At 50.7% G+C, this 19,761-nt stretch carries 18 protein-coding genes; 1 reads left to right on the top strand and 17 read right to left on the bottom strand.

Features of this window, described 5'->3' with window-relative positions; translation table 11 throughout:
* Positions 1-468: a PTS sugar transporter subunit IIA gene (locus tag F3H20_RS07560; RefSeq protein ID WP_149734328.1), complete on the bottom strand. Its 468-nt coding sequence runs from the start codon at positions 466-468 to the stop codon at positions 1-3.
* A 279-nt stretch (positions 469-747) separates the two neighbouring features.
* Positions 748-1,755, bottom strand: coding sequence for an L-glyceraldehyde 3-phosphate reductase (mgrA, locus tag F3H20_RS07555; RefSeq protein WP_149734327.1), 1,008 nt, complete (start codon positions 1,753-1,755; stop codon positions 748-750).
* 183 nt (positions 1,756-1,938) lie between these two features.
* Between mgrA and F3H20_RS07550 the strand changes: the two genes are divergently transcribed.
* The gene (locus tag F3H20_RS07550; protein WP_149734326.1) at positions 1,939-2,637 is read left to right on the top strand and encodes a DinB family protein; all 699 of its coding nucleotides are present in this window, start codon (positions 1,939-1,941) and stop codon (positions 2,635-2,637) included.
* 217 nt (positions 2,638-2,854) lie between these two features.
* Here F3H20_RS07550 and F3H20_RS07545 read toward each other — a convergent pair whose 3' ends face one another.
* The 15 genes from F3H20_RS07545 to F3H20_RS07475 all read right to left on the bottom strand — a co-directional run bounded on the left by F3H20_RS07545 (position 2,855) and on the right by F3H20_RS07475 (position 19,759).
* Positions 2,855-4,222: a fructose-specific PTS transporter subunit EIIC gene (locus F3H20_RS07545; RefSeq protein ID WP_149734325.1), complete on the bottom strand. Its 1,368-nt coding sequence runs from the start codon at positions 4,220-4,222 to the stop codon at positions 2,855-2,857.
* A 46-nt stretch (positions 4,223-4,268) separates the two neighbouring features.
* Entirely contained in the window at positions 4,269-4,724 is a 456-nt protein-coding gene (locus F3H20_RS07540) for a PTS sugar transporter subunit IIA (protein ID WP_091744277.1), read from the bottom strand.
* Positions 4,725-4,771: 47 nt separating this feature from the next.
* Positions 4,772-5,710, bottom strand: a complete 939-nt coding sequence (gene pfkB, locus F3H20_RS07535; protein ID WP_149734324.1) for a 1-phosphofructokinase — start codon at positions 5,708-5,710, stop codon at positions 4,772-4,774.
* Positions 5,707-6,483, bottom strand: coding sequence for a DeoR/GlpR family DNA-binding transcription regulator (locus tag F3H20_RS07530; RefSeq protein WP_149734323.1), 777 nt, complete (start codon positions 6,481-6,483; stop codon positions 5,707-5,709). The genes pfkB and F3H20_RS07530 overlap by 4 nt, the downstream gene beginning before the upstream one ends.
* Before the next feature lie 188 nt (positions 6,484-6,671).
* Positions 6,672-8,972, bottom strand: a complete 2,301-nt coding sequence (rnr, locus tag F3H20_RS07525; RefSeq protein ID WP_149734322.1) for a ribonuclease R — start codon at positions 8,970-8,972, stop codon at positions 6,672-6,674.
* A 4-nt stretch (positions 8,973-8,976) separates the two neighbouring features.
* Positions 8,977-9,384 (bottom strand): PaaI family thioesterase, encoded by a 408-nt coding sequence (locus tag F3H20_RS07520; RefSeq protein ID WP_149734321.1) that lies wholly within the window; start codon positions 9,382-9,384, stop codon positions 8,977-8,979.
* Positions 9,385-9,430: 46 nt separating this feature from the next.
* The gene (locus tag F3H20_RS07515; protein WP_149734352.1) at positions 9,431-10,153 is read right to left on the bottom strand and encodes an alpha/beta hydrolase; all 723 of its coding nucleotides are present in this window, start codon (positions 10,151-10,153) and stop codon (positions 9,431-9,433) included.
* A 407-nt stretch (positions 10,154-10,560) separates the two neighbouring features.
* Positions 10,561-10,788, bottom strand: coding sequence for a preprotein translocase subunit SecG (gene secG / locus F3H20_RS07510; RefSeq protein ID WP_091744646.1), 228 nt, complete (start codon positions 10,786-10,788; stop codon positions 10,561-10,563).
* 148 nt (positions 10,789-10,936) lie between these two features.
* Entirely contained in the window at positions 10,937-12,232 is a 1,296-nt protein-coding gene (gene eno, locus F3H20_RS07505) for a phosphopyruvate hydratase (protein ID WP_149734320.1), read from the bottom strand.
* An 80-nt stretch (positions 12,233-12,312) separates the two neighbouring features.
* Complete coding sequence (gpmI, locus tag F3H20_RS07500; protein ID WP_149734319.1) at positions 12,313-13,851, bottom strand: 2,3-bisphosphoglycerate-independent phosphoglycerate mutase; 1,539 nt, start codon at positions 13,849-13,851, stop codon at positions 12,313-12,315.
* A gap of 29 nt (positions 13,852-13,880) precedes the next feature.
* Positions 13,881-14,630, bottom strand: a complete 750-nt coding sequence (tpiA, locus tag F3H20_RS07495; RefSeq protein WP_149734318.1) for a triose-phosphate isomerase — start codon at positions 14,628-14,630, stop codon at positions 13,881-13,883.
* A gap of 69 nt (positions 14,631-14,699) precedes the next feature.
* On the bottom strand, positions 14,700-15,884 hold the full coding sequence (locus F3H20_RS07490; RefSeq protein WP_149734317.1) for a phosphoglycerate kinase: 1,185 nt from the start codon (positions 15,882-15,884) through the stop codon (positions 14,700-14,702).
* 110 nt (positions 15,885-15,994) lie between these two features.
* Positions 15,995-17,008, bottom strand: coding sequence for a type I glyceraldehyde-3-phosphate dehydrogenase (gap, locus tag F3H20_RS07485; RefSeq protein WP_091744294.1), 1,014 nt, complete (start codon positions 17,006-17,008; stop codon positions 15,995-15,997).
* Positions 17,009-17,234: 226 nt separating this feature from the next.
* Positions 17,235-18,260: a sugar-binding domain-containing protein gene (locus F3H20_RS07480; protein WP_149734316.1), complete on the bottom strand. Its 1,026-nt coding sequence runs from the start codon at positions 18,258-18,260 to the stop codon at positions 17,235-17,237.
* A 302-nt stretch (positions 18,261-18,562) separates the two neighbouring features.
* A complete protein-coding gene (locus F3H20_RS07475; RefSeq protein ID WP_149734315.1) occupies positions 18,563-19,759 on the bottom strand; it encodes an anaerobic glycerol-3-phosphate dehydrogenase subunit C in 1,197 nt (398 codons plus the stop codon).
* Positions 19,760-19,761: the final 2 nt, after the last annotated feature.

Raw genomic sequence — 19,761 nt, 5'->3', positions numbered from 1 at the left:
CTATTTAGGCAGTTGTTCTTCCTGTTCGCCGATAATCCGCAGCATTTCTTCGGCTGTGGGAGCTGTGCGCAGAGCGGCCAGGAAAGAGTCATGCCGGATCATCCGGGCAATGGTTGACAGCATCTGTAAGTTCAAATCGATACCGTCAAGCGGTGCAGCTACCATAAAAAACAAGTCGGCTTTCGTGCCATCCAGAGAGTTCACATCCACCGGCGTAGCCAGACGGGCAATCGCCAATCCGGCCCGATCTACCGCCGCCGACTTGGCATGGGGAATCGATACGCCATGACCGACACCGGTTGTTCCCATGCTCTCCCGAGCCGCCACATCCTCCACAAACTGTTCGGCGGTGCTGATAACTCCGGAGTGTTGCAATCTTTCGGCCAGTAACTCCCATACTTCTTCTTTATGTTTTGCTTCCACATGTAATACGATACAATCCAAGGCCAAGAGCTCTTTAGTTTTCAAGTCAATTCCTCCTATACTAAAAATTGGTAAAATGTAATATGTTTCAAATATTCTGTTTCCTTCCGGCAAAAGTGGTACTCATCCTCTGCCATAGTATATATTTCGACATCCGGCGCATTTTCACTTTAGCAAATTAGCATAATATAGCTATATTTGTATTTCTTCTATTCTATAGTATATAGTAAACTCCGTCAACTAACCCAACCAGACAAAAAAGCTGCTTTTACCAAGGAAGTCGTTCTTTTTTCCTGTCCGGTTGCCGCAAGAAAAATGCTCACTCTATTCGTCCTGTTCGGAACCGCTCAGAATGATTTCGATCAATTCCAGTTCTTCCGGCGAGAACTTCAATCTTTTTAAAGCCCCTACACAATCATCAATTTGCGAAACTTTGCTGGCGCCAATAAGCACTGAAGTAATTCTGTCACCCCGCAAAACCCAGGCCAGCGCCATCTGAGCCAGCGTTTGCCCCCGTTCCAGCGCCAAATCCTGCAGTGCCCGCAGCTTAATCAGCAACGGCTCATTAATATCCTCGACCTTTAGGAAAACACTCGGTCCCGCTGCCCGTGAGTCGGCTGGAATGCCTTTCAAATACTTATTGGTCAGCAAGCCCTTGGCCAATGGCGAAAAGGCAATGCTGCCGACCCCTTCCTCCTCTAGTACTTCCAGCAGACCGTCTTCTACCCAGCGATCCAGCATGGAATACCGGGGCTGATGAATCAGACAGGGTGTGCCCAGTTCCTTCAGGATTTGAATGGCCGCCTTCGCCTGATCCGCCTTGTAATTGGAAAGACCCACATAGAGAGCCTTGCCCTGACGTACCAGCAAGTCCAGCGCCGCCATCGTCTCCTCCAGCGGCGTCCGAGGGTCGGGACGGTGATGATAAAAGATATCAACATAGTCAAGGCCCATGCGCCGCAGGCTTTGATCAAGGCTGGACACCAGATATTTCTTTGAACCCCAGTCGCCGTAAGGTCCCGACCACATGGTATAGCCCGCTTTGGTTGATATGATCAGCTCATCCCGGTGGGAGGCCAAATCTTCCTTCAAAATCCGTCCGAAGTTAATTTCTGCCGAACCTGGCGGCGGACCGTAATTATTGGCCAAATCAAAATGGGTGATACCCAGATCAAACGCCCGATGTACCAAGGCCCGTCCAGTTTCAAAACAATCGGTGCCGCCAAAATTATGCCACAAGCCCAGGGAAATGGCCGGCAGCATCAGTCCGCTCCGGCCGCATCGGTTGTACTGCATCGAAGCATACCGTTCCGTGCTGGCTGTATATGTCATACTTTATCCCCTCCTAACCTTCCTTATTCTATTCTAATACACCGGACAGATGGCTGCCATAGTTTTGAAAACAAATTGTAGTAAAAAGAGTGAAATTTCAAACTATCATAAGCCCTAATTATATCTGGTTATATTTTTTCTATATGGTATAATTAGGTAAAAAATGAGTAAAGAGATGCTACTATGAAATACTTCGGTGACGGATTAAGTGAATTACATAAGGAATTAAATACAATCATCAGAAAACAGGATAAAGCGGAGTATGCAAAACGAATGTTTTTGGACTTGCATGCTGCCTTACACTTGTCCACTGTCTCCGGCAAGGAAAAAAATGAAGTGGATCAGCTTTTATGCGATTTATCACCGTACGAATACAGAATTATGCCAACTGCTAAAGATGAAACAATAGCCTGGGTTTTATGGCATATTGCCAGAATCGAAGACTTGACAATGGGTATTTTAGTCGCTGCTGGTGAACAGCTATTTAACGCTGAATGGAAAAAACAGCTTAATATTCCTATTTCAGATACAGGGAACGCTCTGACAGATGATGAAATTATGGAATTCAGTAAGCAGATTAACATTGATAAGTTAATTGCCTATCGGAATACCGTCGGCCAGCGAACACGCGATATTGTAAAGACACTTACCTCTACAGATATGAAACGCCGAGTTACTTCGCCTGGTCTTGCTACAATCAGGCAAATAGGTGGTGTGACAGATCAGAAAAATTCGCTTTGGCTTCTTGATTTCTGGAGTAAAAAGGATGTTGCAGGCATATTGCTGATGCCACCGACACGCCATGTCATGCTCCATTTAAACGACTGTTGCAACTGGAAACAACAAATACGGAAAAGAAAAACGTACTTTCGCTCAATATAAGACAGAAAAAGCAATTTTCAAGGTTAGATCAAGTTGACCTTTAAGTAAGATTGTAATGTTTACCATGGTTTTACCGAGGTATTTCGTGAAAAACACACTACCGGTTTAAGTTTTTCAAAAAAGACCAGGCACCGAAAAGTGCCTGGTCCTTTTTTTCATATGGCCGGTCCTGTCTTACCAGGACAAAGCTTCTTATGAGCTATCGTCCGTTTCTTTCCTATTTCGCGGACGGGCTTTTTTTGAGTATATTGAGCAGCAGTGCGCTAAGCACGGTGCCGGCCAGTATAGCCACAATGTACATCGATAGATTGCCAACGGCATTGGGAATGGGTAGAACGAAGATTCCACCATGGGGCGCCCGCAGCGTGCAGCCAAACATCATCGAAAGGGCGCCTGTCAAGGCCGAACCGGCCATGATTGAGGGAATAACCTTGAGCGGGTCACCGGCGGCGAAAGGAATGGCACCTTCGGTAATAAACGAGATACCCAGCACACCGGCCGCTTTGCCGGCTTCTCTTTCTTCCACCGTCCATTTATCTTTGCTCAGGAAGGTTGCCAGGGCGATACCCAGCGGAGGCACCATGCCGGCAGCCATAACGGCGGCCATCGGTTCAAATACGTTGCTGCCCAGTAAGCCTACGCCGAAGGTATAGGCTGCCTTATTGATCGGACCACCCATATCAAAGGCCATCATTGCGCCCAGGACCAGTCCCAATACCGCAGCGTTGGTGGTTCCCATTCCCTGTAAAGCACCGGTCATGGTATCCATAATCGCTTTGACCGGTGTACCGATCACATAGACCATCAACAGACCGACAATGGCACTGGAGAGTAACGGAAGGATAAGAACAGGTTTCAGGCCTTCCAGTGTCTTAGGCAATTGAATGGATTTTTTCAGAAATTCCGCTGTATACCCGGCGATAAAGCCGGCGATGATACCGCCTAAGAAGCCTGCTCCCAGCTTAGAGGCCAGCATACCGCCGATCAAGCCAGGCGCCAAGCCCGGACGGTCGGCAATCGAAAAGGCGATGAAACCGGCCAGTACAGGCACCATCAGGGCAAAGGCCGCCCCGCCGCCGATATCCATAAGGGCTGCTGCCAGCGTACCCTGCTGTTTAAACGCTTCAATCCCAAACACGAATGAAATGGCAATCAACAGACCACCGGCCACGACCAACGGCAGCATGTAGGACACGCCTGTCATCAAATGCTTGTAGGCTCCGGTCCGTTCCTTTTTAACCCCTGCTGTCTGCGCCGCCGGAGTAGCCCCGCCAACCACCTTAGCCGTTTGCAGAGCCGCCGTAATCACTTCCTGACCGCTTTTAATCGCCGCCGCCGTGGAAGTGGTATACAGCCGTTTACCGGCAAACCGTTCGGTGGAGAGATTGGTATCTGCCGCAATGATGACCACATCGGCCGCCTTGATTTCTTCCGGCGTCAGTTCATTTTCCACTCCTACCGAACCGGCCGTTTCCACCTTGATGTCGTGACCCATGTCCTTAGCCGCTTTGGCTAATCCCTCCGCCGCCATAAAGGTATGGGCAATTCCCGTCGGACAAGCTGTAACCGCCACAATCTTACTCATAAGTCCTTTCCTCCCCCATGTTATTTTTATTTATCTATGAAAAAAATTATCCTTCCCGTTCACTGATGACCGCCAGTACGTCGGCCGAATCTTTCGCCGCCCGCAGCGAAGACAGGAATGAATCGTGCATCAGCATCCGGGCCAGCCGGGACAGAGCCTGCAGGTGCAAGTCGCCGCCGCTAACCGGTGAGGCGATCAGGAAAAACAAATCGGCTTTTGAGCCGTCCAGTGAGGCTACATCCACCCCGTCGGTCAACCGGGCCATGGCCAGTGCCGGTTTGGCGACCGCCGCCGATTTAGCGTGGGGAATAGCTACGCCAAAGCCAACACCGGTAGTACCGTGGCTTTCCCGGGTGGCAATATCGGCCAGATACTGTTTTACATCGGTAACCGCTCCGGCCGCCGCCAGCTTGCCGGCCAGCGCCTGCCACACATCCTCCTTGCTGGCTGCCTCCAGGCCTAGCACGATACATTCCGGTAACAATAATTCCGTAATTTTCATAAGTTAATACCTCCTTGCTCTTTTCATCAAATATACTAATCTGCGCTTTATTGGCGCGTAACTTTTACCGCCGCCATAACCTTTTCCACATCGGTCATTGAACAGGCCTGCGTTCCCGGCTGCATCACCGCGGCTACCGCCGTGGCGGTTGCCAGCCGGATACGGTCCGGCAAAGGTAAGCTGCGCACCTCGCCGCTGACCAGACCGGCTACCATTGAATCACCGGCCCCCACTGTACTCTTGACTTCCACCTGGGGCGGTTCGGCCAGCCACATGCCTTCCCGGCTGGCGATCATGGCGCCTTTTGACCCCAAGGATACCGTCACTTGCTCAATACCGCCGGCCAACAGCTCGTCGATTACCTGTCGAAGGGCTTCCTTGCTGTCGAGCGACCTTCCGGCCATTTGGCTCAGTTCATGAATGTTCGGTTTTATGGCATAGGGCTTGGCTTTAATGCCTTCCTCCATAGCCTGGCCGCTGGTATCCAAAAAGACCCTGCAGCCGGCTTGCCGGAGTTTGGTTATATACTTTCCGTAAATATCCGCCGGTACGCCCTGGGGCAAACTGCCGGCAAAAACAAATACTCCCTGCTGTCCGGCCAGCACTGCTATCTCCTGCTCTAACGCAGCCAGGTCTTCCGGCCGGCAGGTGACACCGCTGAAGTTGATTTCCGTCACTTCGCCGTTGGAACCGTCCACTACCTTCATATTGACCCGTGTGGATCCTTCCACTTTGATGAAACGGTCGGTGATATCGTTGACGGCAAAACACTTCTCAAAATGGATCAGATTGTTTTTGCCTAAAAACCCTGTTACTGTCACCTCATGGCCCAATGCCTTCAATACCTTGGCCACGTTAATGCCTTTACCGGCCGGATCAAGCCGGTCCTGTTCCACCCGGTTAAGCTGTCCGGGATAAAACCGGGAAAAATAAATGGTGTGATCCAGCGCCGCGTTGAGAGTGACTGTGGATATGACAGGTTTCATACTGATCCTCCTTTCCCCCCGGGCACAACCTGCACCCGGACAAACTCACAAATACTCTGCAAGGCGTCGTCATCGCCCTGATCGTCGGTAATCAACAAATCCACTTCGTCGAGGGAGCAAATGCGGCATAGGCCCTTAATCCCCAGCTTGGAGCTGTCGGTCACCACAATCACTTCGCTGGCCGCCTTCAGCATATGACGTTTGGTTTCCGCTTCCACCAGAAACGGAGTAGTGACCGCCGTTTCCACTGAAACGCCATTGGCCCCGAGAAAAATTTTATCAAAGTGCAGATTGGCCAACACCATATTGGTAATAAAACCTACCAGGGAATGAGTTGTTTTGCGGAAGGTTCCGCCCAGCACCCAGACTTCCACCACCGGATCGTCGGTGAACACCTGGGCAACATCCATACTGGTGGTGGCAACCGTTACCGGTCGGCCTCTAAGCGCCTTGGCTATCTGCAGCGTCGTGGTTCCCGCATCGAGCAGCAGCGCCTCGCCATCCTGGACCAGGGCGGCGGCGGCGGCGGCAATCTGGCTTTTAGCCTCTAAATTGCGTATTTCCTTTTCTTTAAAACTTAGCTCCAGGCCGGTTTGGGGCGAAATCGCACCGCCATGGGTGCGCTGAATCAGGCCGGAATCCTCCATCTCCTGCAAATCCCGCCGGATAGTTGATTCTGAAACGGCAAACCGCTTGCTTAATTCTCCGACTTTGGCCTTTTTGCCCGATTGCAGCAACTGCAAAATTTCTGTTTTTCGCTCTTCTGCAAACATATGCTATCTCCTATATTGAATGATCGTTTATGGATGGTAAATGCTCATTTATGATTGATTTAAGTTCATTATACGGGGCAAAATACATCAAGTCAATACTAAATGAGCATATTTATTTGAAATTTTCTCACTTTTTTGAAGACTTCCCGGCAAAAGAGTACCCCCTGCCAGCAGGCAGGGGGTACTCTTTATTCTTTCGCCGGTTTCTTCTTCCGTCGAGCTCCGGCTCCGGTACGGGGACTCCTTTTTTTCTTGTTTTTGACAGGCGTCTTGGCCTTTTCTTCCCGTTTCCGTTTCGGCCGTCCTTCTTTTTCCTGGCGGGACTGCCGGCGTTCCACCACCTTATGGGTGGTACCGGTCAGACAAAAATCCAGTGTCCGGCTATCCAGATTGACCTTTACCAGTACTACGGAAACAGAATCACCCAACCGGTATACTTTACGGGTATGCTCGCCGATAAGCGCATACTGTTCCTCTACGTACTGATAATAGTCGTCATCCATGGTGGAGACGTGGACCAGACCTTCTACGCCGTTATCCAGTTCGACAAAAATGCCAAAGGCCGTAACGCTGCTGATGATACCGTCAAACTCCTGATCGACAAAGCGGGTCATATATTCCGCCTTTTTCAAATCGACCGTTTCCCGTTCGGCATCGGCTGCCGCCCGCTCCCGTTCGGACGAATGAGCGGCAATACCCGGCAGAATAGCCGCCAGCTTATCCCGGCGCTTGCCGGTAATTTTGCCGCCAGTCAGGAAAGAGTCCCGCAGCAGGCGATGCAGCACCAGATCGGGATACCGCCGAATCGGCGAGGTAAAATGACTGTAAAACTCGGCAGCCAAACCAAAATGCGGCCCCTGCACGGCATCATAGCGAGCCTGCTTCAAAGAACGGAGCATAACCGTACTAATGATCCGTTCCTCCGGCCGGCCGGCAACACGGCTCAGCACCCGTTGCAGCAGCATCGGCTTGATTTCGTCCATTTTGCGTAAGCTCAGCCCGAAAGTCTGCAATAAAGTATTCAGCTTAACCATCTTCTCCTGCTCCGGTTCTTCGTGAATCCGGTACAGCGAAGGGTTGTTGCGGCGATACATATGCTCGGCCACCGTTTCATTGGCCACCAGCATGAATTCCTCGATAATCGACTCGGCAATGCTGCGAACCCGCTTAACAATATCCACCGGCCGGCCAGCCTCATCCAGCTTCACCTTAATTTCCGAAAACTCAAAATCAATGGCGCCGCGGCGCAAACGACGGCCGCGCAAAATCCGGCACAATTCTTCCATATCGCTAAAGGTAAGCAAAAACTCACGGAATTCTTCCTGCAGAGCTTTGTCTTCCTCCTCCAATATCTTCCGGACAACCGTATAGGACAAACGCCGTTTTACCCGGATGACACTGGGGAAAATATCGTAGGCGATAACCTGGCCCCGTCGGTCAATTTCCATATGAGCCGACATAGCCAGCCGGTCCTCATTGGCATTCAAGCTGCAAATTCCGTTGGACAGACGCTGAGGCAGCATGGGCAGCACCCGGTCGGCCAGATAGACACTGGTGCCCCGTTCCCGCGCTTCTTTGTCCAGCGGACTATTTTCCCGGACATAGTAACTGACATCGGCAATATGAACTCCCAGCAGATAATGACCGTTATCCAGTCGTTCGACATGGACTCCGTCATCCAGATCCTTGGCATCTTCGCCGTCAATCGTAACAATCGGCAGGTGCCGCAGATCACGCCGCCCGGCAATTTCCGCCTCACTAATCACGGATGGTACCTGCTCGGCCGCCGCCAGCACTTCCGGCGGAAACTCGGTCGGCAGGTTGTGGCTCTTGATGATCGACAATATTTCGATGCCCGTATCACCCTTATCGCCCAGGATTTCCACCACTTTACCCTCGGCGCTGCGCTTTTTCTCCGGCCATTTGATGATTTCCACCACGACCTTGTTGCCGGTTTTGGCACCGCCGAAATGCTGCTGGGCAATAAATACATCCTGTTTAATGCGCATATCGTCAGGCACCAGAAAGCCATAGCTCCTGTTGGCCTCAAAAGTCCCCACAATCCGGGCATTGGCCCGTTCGACTACACGGATAATCTCTCCCTCTTGCCGCTTACCGTCCAGTGTCTTGCCCTGGTGCAGCCGGGCCACAACCCGGTCACGGTGCATAGCAGTCAAGAGACCATCGGGGGGAATAAATACATCACTCATCGCTTCCGGTGCATCCCCCGGTGTCTCCGGAATCACAAAACCAAAACCCTTGCTGTTCAGCGAGAGGCGGCCTACCACCAGATTCATCCGCTCCGGCACCCCGTACTTTCCATACCGGGTACGGATAATCAGGGCGTCTTCCTCCATCTGCCGCAGTACTTGCCAAAAATCAGACAGTTCTTCCCCTTCCAATTCCATTGCGCCGGCCAATTCTTCCACGGTGAGCGGCTTATAGGCTTCCGTACGCATAAAAGCGGCAATTTTGTCCTTTAATTCCATAGAATCACCTTTCTTCGATTACGGCTACCGTTGCTTTGCCTTCGGCCGTCACACTGCCGTCAGGCAAAACAACTTTACCGGTCATTTCATATAATTTACCCCGCTCTTTCACAATCCATCCAGTAACGGTAAGCGTCCGGTTTACCGGTGTCGGCCGGCGGTAGCGAACCTCCAGCCTGGCCGTTACCGCGTGATGCCCCAGACTGTACAGATACCGAACCATCACCTCATCCAGCAAGGTGCTGATAATACCGCCATGGACGATGCCGTTATAGCTTTGATGCTCCGGGCCGGGTTTAAACTCGGTAATATAGATGCCATTTTCCTCCCGGAAATTTAGCTTCAGGCCAATCGGATTTTTCCGGCCACAGGCAAAGCACCAGTCATCATCGCGGCCTTCCCTTTCTGCCATATCCTCCACCTCACTTATCAGTCGTATTAAGATTTTAAAACCATTGTTACTTTAAAAAATCTTTAATCTCGTCAAAAACCGTTTCTTTCTCCACATCCAGGGTAATAATATGCCCCGATTTTTCCAGCCAAATCAGCCGTTTGTCGCGGCTGCCGATATGCTCATAAATATGCCGGGCGCTGTGCGGCTCCACCGTATGCTCATGGCGGGCCTGCATAATAAGCGACGGCACCGTCACCGCCGGCAGCAGCCTGTCGACATGCTTAATCAGCGCCAGCAGGCTGGACAGACTCCGCAAGGGCGTCTTATCATAGCAAACCGACAGTTCCGCTTGAATGCCGGGCAGCTTGCGCCGCCGTTTGGCATGGTAAGAACGGAACACACGGTATACAGGTAGAAATTGCAGCCGCTTCTCGGCAATATAAATAGGAGCGCATAGGGCCGCCACTTTATGTACAGGTTGCTCTGCCGCCAGCTTGAGCGCCAGCAGGCCGCCCATCGACAGGCCCACGACCGATACGGTCCGGCAAGTCTGCCGAAGTAAATGGTAGCCGTCTAACGCACTGCCGTACCACAAATCCCAAAAAGTCCGGGCCATTTCCTCCGCGCTGGTCCCATGCCCGCAGAGCCGCGGCCCCAGTACGGTAAAACCAGCCTGCTGCAGCGCTTCTCCCAACAGCCGCATCTCCGAAGGTGATCCGGTAAAACCATGGATAACCAGCACTCCATGCTCCCCGCCCGGCAGAAGAAACGGCTCAGCCCCCTTCATAATCAAAAACCATCCCTCCACCCAGTACGCAGTATCCGGCCCGTCTCTCCGATGTTATTACCAGGTTGGACCGGACCGTTAGCTGCGCAGTGCTTATCTATAACCGGTATCTTACTTATAGCCTGTCCGGTATATTTTGTTCTCATTATACCATTTACAGGAATTTTTATGAAGAAAAAACGCCAGACCGGTTAATGTCTGGCGTTAGTATTACAGGATAAAACTTTTTGCAAAGCTAGGTAACCACTGATTAATTCACACTGCGCGTCCTGACGGAGCTTTTTTCGCCTGGCTACGTCAGCAAAACCTTGAAATAGGGGCCGCTATTCCTGCGGTTTTACTTCCTTGCCAGACGAAAAAATCTCTCGCCAGGCCAACAGGTTCATTTAATCAGTGCTTACCTAGTATCAGGAAATCCTAGCTAAAATCAAAGTAACAATGCCGAACAAACAGCCCAGCACCATCGTTACTCTGGCCAATTGTTCATCAAGGCCCTTGCGGCGGCCGCCAAAAAAAGACTCGGCGCCACCGGCAATCGAACCGGACAAACCGGCGCTTTTACCGGACTGCAACACGACGGAAATAATTAACGCAATAGAAATGATCGCTTCCAGGATCATTAATGCTGTAACCATAATCAACCTGCACCTCTCTACCATTCGTACTCTATATCACTGTATTTCATTGTATCACAACTAAAATACCCTTGGCAACTTAATCGTAGTCACACGATTAGTATAAGCAAAAATCCGCCGGAATATCCGGCGGATTTTATCAGCGCGCTTATTTCAGGTTGTAAAATACGTCGCGGCCTAAGTATTGTGCAGTGGAACCAAGCTGTTCCTCAATGCGGAGCAATTGGTTGTATTTTGCCACACGGTCGGTACGGCTCGGGGCACCGGTTTTGATCTGTCCGGCATTCAACGCAACGGCAAGGTCAGCAATAGTTGCATCCTCGGTTTCACCGGAACGGTGGGAGACAACAGCAGTGTAACCGGCACGGTTTGCCATCTGGATCGCATCCAGTGTTTCAGTCAGCGAACCGATCTGATTAACCTTGATCAGAATGGAGTTGGCAGTACCTGTTTCAATGCCTCTCTTCAAACGAACAACATTAGTTACAAAGAGATCATCGCCAACCAACTGAATCTTGTCACCAAGTGCATCAGTCAGCATTTTCCAGCCTTCCCAATCTTCCTCAGCCATGCCGTCTTCCAGGGAGATGATCGGATACTTCTCAGCAAAGCCCTTCCACATATCCACTAATTGAGCGCGGCTCATCTTAGTACCGGACTTCGGCTGAATATAGCACTGTTCCTTTTCATTCCACCACTCGGAAGAAGCTGCGTCAATAGCGATCATGAAGTCTTCGCCCGGCTTGTAGCCTGCGTCGGTAATCGCTTTAACGATAACCTTAAGCGCATCTTCATCGGCACCAAGGTTAGGCGCATAGCCGCCTTCGTCGCCTACACCGGCAGCCGGTGTGCCATTCTCCTTCAGAGTCTTTTTCAGGGTATGGAATACTTCTGCGCAGCAACGCAGTGCTTCACGGAAAGACGTAGCGGAAACCGGCATAACCATGAATTCCTGAATTTCCACATTGTTGGTTGCGTGGGCACCGCCATTTAAGATGTTCATCATCGGCACCGGTAATTGTTTGCCGTTGAAGCCGCCAAGATATTGATAGAGCGGCAGACCCAAGGAAGCTGCTGCTGCTTTCGCTACAGCCATGGACACGCCAAGAATAGCGTTGGCACCAAGTTTTGCTTTGTTCGGGGTTCCGTCAAGCTCGATCATCGCATTGTCAATACCGACTTGATCAAGGGCATCGAAGCCAATGATTTCCGGTGCGATTACATCGTTTACGTTTTCTACGGCTTTGGTAACACCTTTGCCCAGGTAGCGGCCTTTGTCGCCGTCACGGAGTTCAACGGCTTCATAAATGCCGGTGGAAGCGCCGGAGGGAACAGCAGCACGGCCTAAGGTGCCGTCTTCCAAATATACGTCGACTTCAACCGTCGGGTTACCGCGGGAGTCCAGAATTTCACGAGCTAAAATATCGGTAATAATTGTTGACATAGATGAGTAGCCTCCTTATTTTTCATAAAGCTATATAACCGGCTTGGCACCACAGGTGCAGCAAGCCATAGGTCAATGCATTATTTTACCAGGTTTTTGCCGGTCATATCGGCAGGTACGTTAATGCCTACCAGGTTCAGCATGGTCGGCGCAATATCCGCCAGGCTGCCTTCCTGCAGGGTCACCTGACGATGCTTTTCCGAAACCAGAATAAACGGTACCGGATTGGTCGTGTGAGCGGTAAAGGGCGCGCCCGTTTGAGGGTCAACCATCATTTCCGCATTGCCATGGTCAGCAGTGATGCAGGTAATGCCACCCTGCTCCTTCATGGCTTCCGCCACGCGTCCTACGCAGGCATCCACTGTTTCCACCGCTTTCACGGCAGCTTCAAACACGCCGGTATGGCCAACCATATCGCCATTGGCAAAGTTTAGAATAATCAGGTCATGCTTACCGGATTTGATTTCCGCTACCACTTTATCGGTAACTTCCACGGCACTCATGTCCGGTTTCAAATCATAGGTAGCCACTTTAGGCGAAGGGATCAGAATACGTTCTTCCCCAACACTTGGCTTTTCTTCGCCGCCGTTAAAGAAGAAAGTAACATGAGCATATTTTTCGGTTTCCGCAATGCGCAGCTGTTTGAGGCCGGCAGCGGCAAACACTTCGCCTAAGGTGTTTTGCAATTGCTGCGGTTTATAAGCCACTTCCACCGGCAACGTTTCATCGTATTGCGTCATAGTAGCAAAATAGAGCGGCATAAAGCCGGTACGACGGGTAAACCCGTCAAAAGCCGGATCGACAAAGGTACGGGTCAATTCCCGGCCCCGGTCGGGACGGAAGTTGAAGAAAATCGCTCCGTCGTTGGCTTTCACCTGGCTGCTGCCAGCGGCAGTAATGACTGTGGGCAATACGAATTCGTCGGTCTGCTCCCTTTTATAGGAAAGCTCAACCGCTTCTCTGGCGGTGGCAGCTTTTTCGCCTTCACCGTAAACAAGCGCGGCATAGGCTTTTTCCACCCGTTCCCAACGTTTATCACGGTCCATGGCATAGTAGCGTCCCGAAACGGTGGCAATTTTGCCTACGCCGATTTCGGCCAGCTTGGCTTCCAATTCGTCGATAAACCCAAGAGCACTGGAAGGAGGAACGTCGCGGCCATCCAGGAAAGTATGTACGTATACTTCGGTCAATTGGTACTTTTTCACCAGCTCCAATAGCGCATACAAATGCGTATTATGGCTGTGCACACCGCCGTCAGAGAGCAGTCCCATCAGGTGCAGGGCACCGCCGGCCGCTTTGGTTTTTTCAATAATATCGCACAGTACCGGATTGGTGAAAAAGTCTTTATCACGAATGGCTTTGGTAATGCGGGTCAGTTCCTGATAAACAACCCGGCCGGCGCCAATATTCAAATGGCCCACTTCCGAATTGCCCATCTGACCGTCCGGCAAGCCTACCGCTTCACCGGAGCATGCCAAAGTCGTGGAAGGATATGTTTCGTTTAAAAGGCTCAAATGCGGTGTTTTGGCTTGAACAATAGCATTTGAAGAGTCGTTGGCACAACCTAAACCCCACCCGTCCATAATAACAAGTGCGATAGGTGATTGTAACTTGCTCACGCCGTCACTCCCATTTCCATATGTTTTACTTAAAATTTAACAATTTTGCTGAAGCCGGCTGCATCCAAAGCTGCGCCGCCTACCAGAGCACCGTCGATATCGCTCTTGGCCATCAATTCAGCAATGTTATCGGCTTTTACGCTGCCGCCGTACTGAATTCTGACTTTAGCTGCGCTGTCGGCACCAAATTTTTCGGCTACCGTTTTACGGATAAAGGTGCATACGGCATTGGCATCATCGGAAGAAGCCGTACGGCCTGTACCGATCGCCCATACCGGTTCGTAAGCGATAACCAGTCCGGCTACCTGTTCGCCAGTTAATCCGTCAAGACCTGCTACTACCTGACCGCCAACCACTTTTTCCGTAATGCCGGCTTCCCGCTCTTCCAGCGATTCGCCAACACAAACGATCGGCACAATACCGTTAGCCAAAGCAGCTTTGGTACGTTTGTTGACGCCTTCATCGGTTTCACCGAAATACTGACGGCGTTCCGAGTGGCCGATCAGGGTATATTCAGCTCCTACGTCTTTTAGCATAGCCGGGGAGATTTCACCGGTAAAAGCACCTTTTGCTTCCCAGTGAATATTTTGCGCACCTAATTTGATATTGGTTCCGGTCAAAGCTTCTTTTACCGAAGCCAAAATGGTGAATACAGGGCAAACCACGATGTCTACATCTTTCGCATCGCTTACCAGCGCGCTCAGTTCTTTAGCCAGAGCAACACCTTCCGCTGTGGTTTTATTCATTTTCCAGTTACCGGCAATGATCGGTTTACGCATAATCATTCCACCTCCAAATTTAGTAAGCTGCACCCCGCCGCCAGGCGGGGTACAAGCAGCATGATAGTCTTATTTATCCTGCAGTGCGGCAATACCGGGAAGTACTTTGCCTTCCAGATATTCCAGCGAGGCGCCGCCGCCTGTGGAAATATGAGTGATCTTATCGGAAAGGCCTACTTTTTGCAGCGCTGCGATCGAGTCGCCGCCGCCGACAATGCTGGTGGCATCTGAATCGGCTACCGCTTTGGCTACCGCTTTAGTACCGGCAGCAAAGGCATCCATTTCAAATACGCCCATCGGTCCGTTCCAAACAACCGTCTTAGCATCTTCCAAGGCTTTGGCAAAGGCTTCGGCCGATTTCGGTCCGATATCCAAGGCCATCCATTCGTCCGGAATGGCGTCAAGGCCAACTACTTTGTGTTCGGCATCAGCGGCAAACTTGTCGGCTACGACCATGTCGGTCGGCAGCAACAGATTGACGCCCTGTTCTTTAGCCTGAACGATCAGAGATTTAGCCAGGTCCAGCTTTTCCGTTTCCACTAAGGATTTACCGGTCGAATAGCCCTGAGCCGCTACGAAGGTATTGGCCATCCCGCCGCCGATAATCAAAGTATCCACTTTTTTCAGCAGATTTTCGATTACGCCGATTTTATCGGATACTTTAGCGCCGCCAATAATAGCGACAAACGGACGGACAGGGTTGGCAACCGCCTGACCAACAAACTTAATTTCTTTTTCCATCAGGAAGCCGGCAACCATCGGCAAATGCTTAGTTACACCTTCTACCGAGGCATGGGCGCGATGGGACACACCGAACGCATCATTTACACCGATATCAGCCAGTTTGGCCAATTTCTCAGCAAACTCGGCGCCGTTCTTTTCTTCTTCCTTGTGATATCTGAGGTTTTCCAGCAGCAATACTTCGCCGGGTTTTAACGCAGCAGACATCTTTTCGGCTTGTTCGCCCACGCAGTCGGGAGCGAATTTGACTTCGCGGCCGAGCAGCTCAGCCAGGCGCTTAGCCACAGGCGCTACGGTAAATTCAGGCACCGGCTGTCCTTTCGGACGGCCCAGATGGCAGCCGATTACCAGGGAAGCGCCTTTTTCCAACAGATAGTTCAGCGTCGGCAGCGTAGCCGTAATGCGGGTATCGTTGGTGATATTGCCTTCTTTGTCCATGGGAACGTTGTAGTCGACACGGATGAATACCCGTTTGCCAGCTACATCGATATCGCGGATAGACTTTTTATTCACGTTCTTACCTCCTAAAAAGGGTCACAGCATATAGTGTGACCCTTCCTTTGGTTAATTAATACTATTAATTGTCGCCCTATCCCTTAAGCGGGATATTGTTTTGCTGCAACTTATTTAATTTCTGCGAAGTATTTAATGGTGCGAACCATTTGGCTCACATAGCTATTTTCGTTGTCATACCAGGATACAACCTGAACCTGGGTAGTGCCATTGTCCAGCGGAGCAACCATGGTTTGAGTAGCGTCGAACAGCGAACCGAATCTGATACCAACGATATCGCTGGATACCAGTTCGTCTTCGGTGTAACCGTAAGATTCAGTCGCAGCTGCTTTCATAGCGGCATTAATCTGGTCTTTGGTAACAGCGCCTTCTACTACGGCAATCAGGATGGTGGTGGAACCGGTAGGAGTCGGAACACGTTGAGCGGAACCGATCAGTTTACCGTTCAATTCAGGAATAACCAAGCCGATAGCTTTTGCAGCACCGGTGGAGTTAGGAACGATGTTGATTGCAGCGGCACGGGATCTTCTCAGGTCGCCATTTCTCTGCGGGCCGTCCAGAGTCATCTGGTCGCCAGTGTAAGCATGGATCGTGGACATGATACCGCTCTTAATCGGTGCCAGTTTGTGCAGTGCCAAAGCCATCGGAGCCAGGCAGTTGGTGGTGCAGGAAGCTGCCGAAATAACAGTGTCGCTGGCTTTCAAAGTGTCATGGTTTACATTGTAAACGATAGTAGGCAGGTCGTTACCGGCCGGAGCGGAGATAACAACTTTCTTAGCGCCTGCTTTAACGTGAGCGGAAGCTTTTTCTTTGGAAGTGTAGAAACCGGTGCACTCAAGTACAACGTCTACGCCGATTTCGCCCCAAGGCAATTCGTCAGCTTTTGCTTTTGCATAAATTTTGATGGTTTTGCCGTTAACAGTGATGGAGTCTTCACCTGCAGTTACTTTGTCAGCAAATGCGTAAGTACCTTGAGTGGAATCATATTTTAACAGGTGTGCAAGAACTTTAGGGCTGGTCAAGTCATTGATTGCAACAACTTCATATCCTTCCGCTCCGAACATTTGCCGAAATGCCAGACGTCCAATACGTCCAAAACCATTGATCGCTACTTTTACTGCCATTGTAAAAATACCCCCATATTTTTTTATTTTTTTATTTATACTTAACGGTTTCTAGTGCTCTGCAACCCCTAAACTTCCGTGTTCTTACGTGAGATTTTCTACTCAGCTTCGTTGTCGTCGCCTTGCATATTCCCGATATGCGCGGCTCCTCCGCCTTGCTGAGCAAAAAATCTCACGCAATTCATCCTGTAATCTTAGGAATCACAGAGTACTGATAAAAAAACCGCTAACACCGACATAGATCGCGGATCGCCAGGGCCGCCGCTTCATCCAGTACCAGCACATCCTGCCGTCCGGCCCGAACTACCGCCACAATCGCCTCGGCCTTATCCCGGCCGCCGGCAACGGCAATCACCGTACCAACTCCCGATAAATCCTCCAACCGGAGACCGACACTGTTAGTCACATAGACCGGCTTGCCCGCTAATGTGCAATAATGCCCCAACGTTTCGCCAACAGCACCGCGGCGTAAGATTTCCTGCACGGTCTGTTTATCCAGTCCGCGGCGCAGGGCCATTTTTTCTGCCCGGCCGATACTGTGGACCAGAATATCCGCTTTTTTAATCATCTGCGCTACCGCCGGCAGATTGGAGTCACTGGTTAGAATAGCTTCCGCCACCTGCTCGCTGACCACTTCCGGCACATGCAGCAAGCGGTAACTGCCGCCCAGCTTGGCAGCCATTCTGGCGGCGATGGTGTTGGCCTGGTACTCCATTTTCTCGCCCAGACCGCCCCGGGCCGCTACAACCGTCGTCGTCGGCTGCTTGACGTAAATGCCTTCGGCAATCATCGCCATAGTCGAACCGCCGCTAACCGCAATGGTTATGTGATCTTTCAGATATTCTGCCAGCACACCGGCTGCCACCCGGCCCAGTTCACGCTGCACCATCGGTTCGGTGTCACTGTCGCCGGGGATGACAATCACTCGTTTGATACCCAGCTTTTGTGATAATTCCTGTTCCAGCGAAGAGAATCCGTGCAACAGACGCACATATTCGCCAATGTCCTGCAGACTGGCTTCCCCTTCCGGCGTCACCCGCATGCCCATCAGCGAAAATTCAACCAATCCTGCTTCTTTAAGAAAATCCACCTGAACCCGGACCGCCCGTTCGCCAATGCCCAGTATGCCGGCCAGCGCCCGACGGCCAATCGGCTCATTGTAGCGGATGTTACGCAGAATGTTGTACCGGTCTTCCATCGTGTGTATTAAATCAGGAGCAAACTTGCGATGCAGTTGCACAATTTTTTCCAAGGCCATGTCCCCTCCGGGACGTTTTCTGTCCCATAGGGGAATAATGCGTCCCATCATTATCAAAAAAATTTATCCAACCACATTTTCCATAGTATAACTTTTTCTCTTCACTTATGATCATTTCGCCATAAACTTAGCAAATCCTTCTTGTTTAAACAAAATTTTATAAGGAATCACTACTATTTTTTCCTGGATTTCCTGGCTTTATACAAGCAAACTGCAACAAAGGAAATGCCGCTATCCGCGAGGTCCGGCTGAACCTCAACCGGATAACGGCATTGTTCTTTATTACTTTATAATTTTTAAGCGATTGCCTGTTTGATGAGCGTAATCGGATGAACGGCTTTCAGTCCGGAGCCATGGGTAAGCTGCATCCGGCAGGTGCCGCAGTCGGAAGCCAACAGGTTGACTTTGCTTTCTTTGATCTTTTCAAACAAAGCGCTGCCGACTTTCATGGAAATATCGTATTTTTCTTCCTTCATGCCATAGCTGCCGGAAATACCGCAGCAGCCGGCATCGGCATCAATGACTTCCAGACCGGGAACAATTTCCATCAGATCAATGCTCGGCCGGCCAATTCCCTGGGCCCGCAAATGGCACGGCGCATGATAGACAATCCGTTCCTTGATCGGTTTGAATTTCAGGTTCAATTTTCCTTCATTGTATAGATCCAGCAAAAACTCAGTAGCATTGTACAGATATTGGGCAACTTCTTCCGTGCCCGGGATATCAAACAGCTCCTGATATTCCTGTTGCAGCATCAAATGACAGCTTGTGCAGCAGGTAACCACCGGAATCTTACGGTCAGCCCACTTCTTTAATTCGTTAACATTGACATGGGCATTTTTCTCCGCTTCAGCCAGGAACCCGCTGGCCACCATCGGCGTACCACAGCAGACAAATTCTTCCGGTACGATGACTTCATAGCCGGCAGCCTGCATGACGGCCACAAAATCCATACCGACCTGAGGATCATTATAGTTTATGAAACAGCCAGGATAAAAGACGACTTTCTTATCGCTCGGCTTCTGTTTCAGATTCTTAAACTGTTTGTAAAAGCTCTTGCTGGCATAAGCCGGCAAGGCCCGCTGGTCGGTAATGCCGATCCGTTTCATCAGCGCTTTGTTGATCGGGTTGGACAAGGCAAAGTTGGTCATGGAAGCAAACGGCGTCGCCAGTTTGCCCATCAATTCCCCATGAGCCAGCATCCAGTCACGAAGGCTGTGTTTATGGGTCTTATAGTATTCCGCTTTGGCCAATACGTTCAGCGTAGAAATCGGTACACCGCTGGGGCAGCTGATATCACAGTTTTTACAGTTGGAGCAATAATCCAGGGAAGGTTCCATATCCGTTTCGTCACCGGTGTAACGGAATCTTTGCAGGGCAGGGCCAACCAATTTCGGCCCACGGAATTTATTAGTAGCGGCCGTTACCGGACAATGCGCGACACAAGAAGTACATGAAATGCACTCGTCAGGTACATGTTGATTTTTTTTCATGA

Origin of the sequence: Propionispora hippei DSM 15287, from assembly GCF_900141835.1 — a bacterium.
GTDB lineage: Bacteria > Bacillota > Negativicutes > Propionisporales > Propionisporaceae > Propionispora > Propionispora hippei.
The sequence above is the reverse complement of the archived record's forward strand: the minus strand, read 5'-3'. Positions and strand labels throughout refer to the sequence as shown.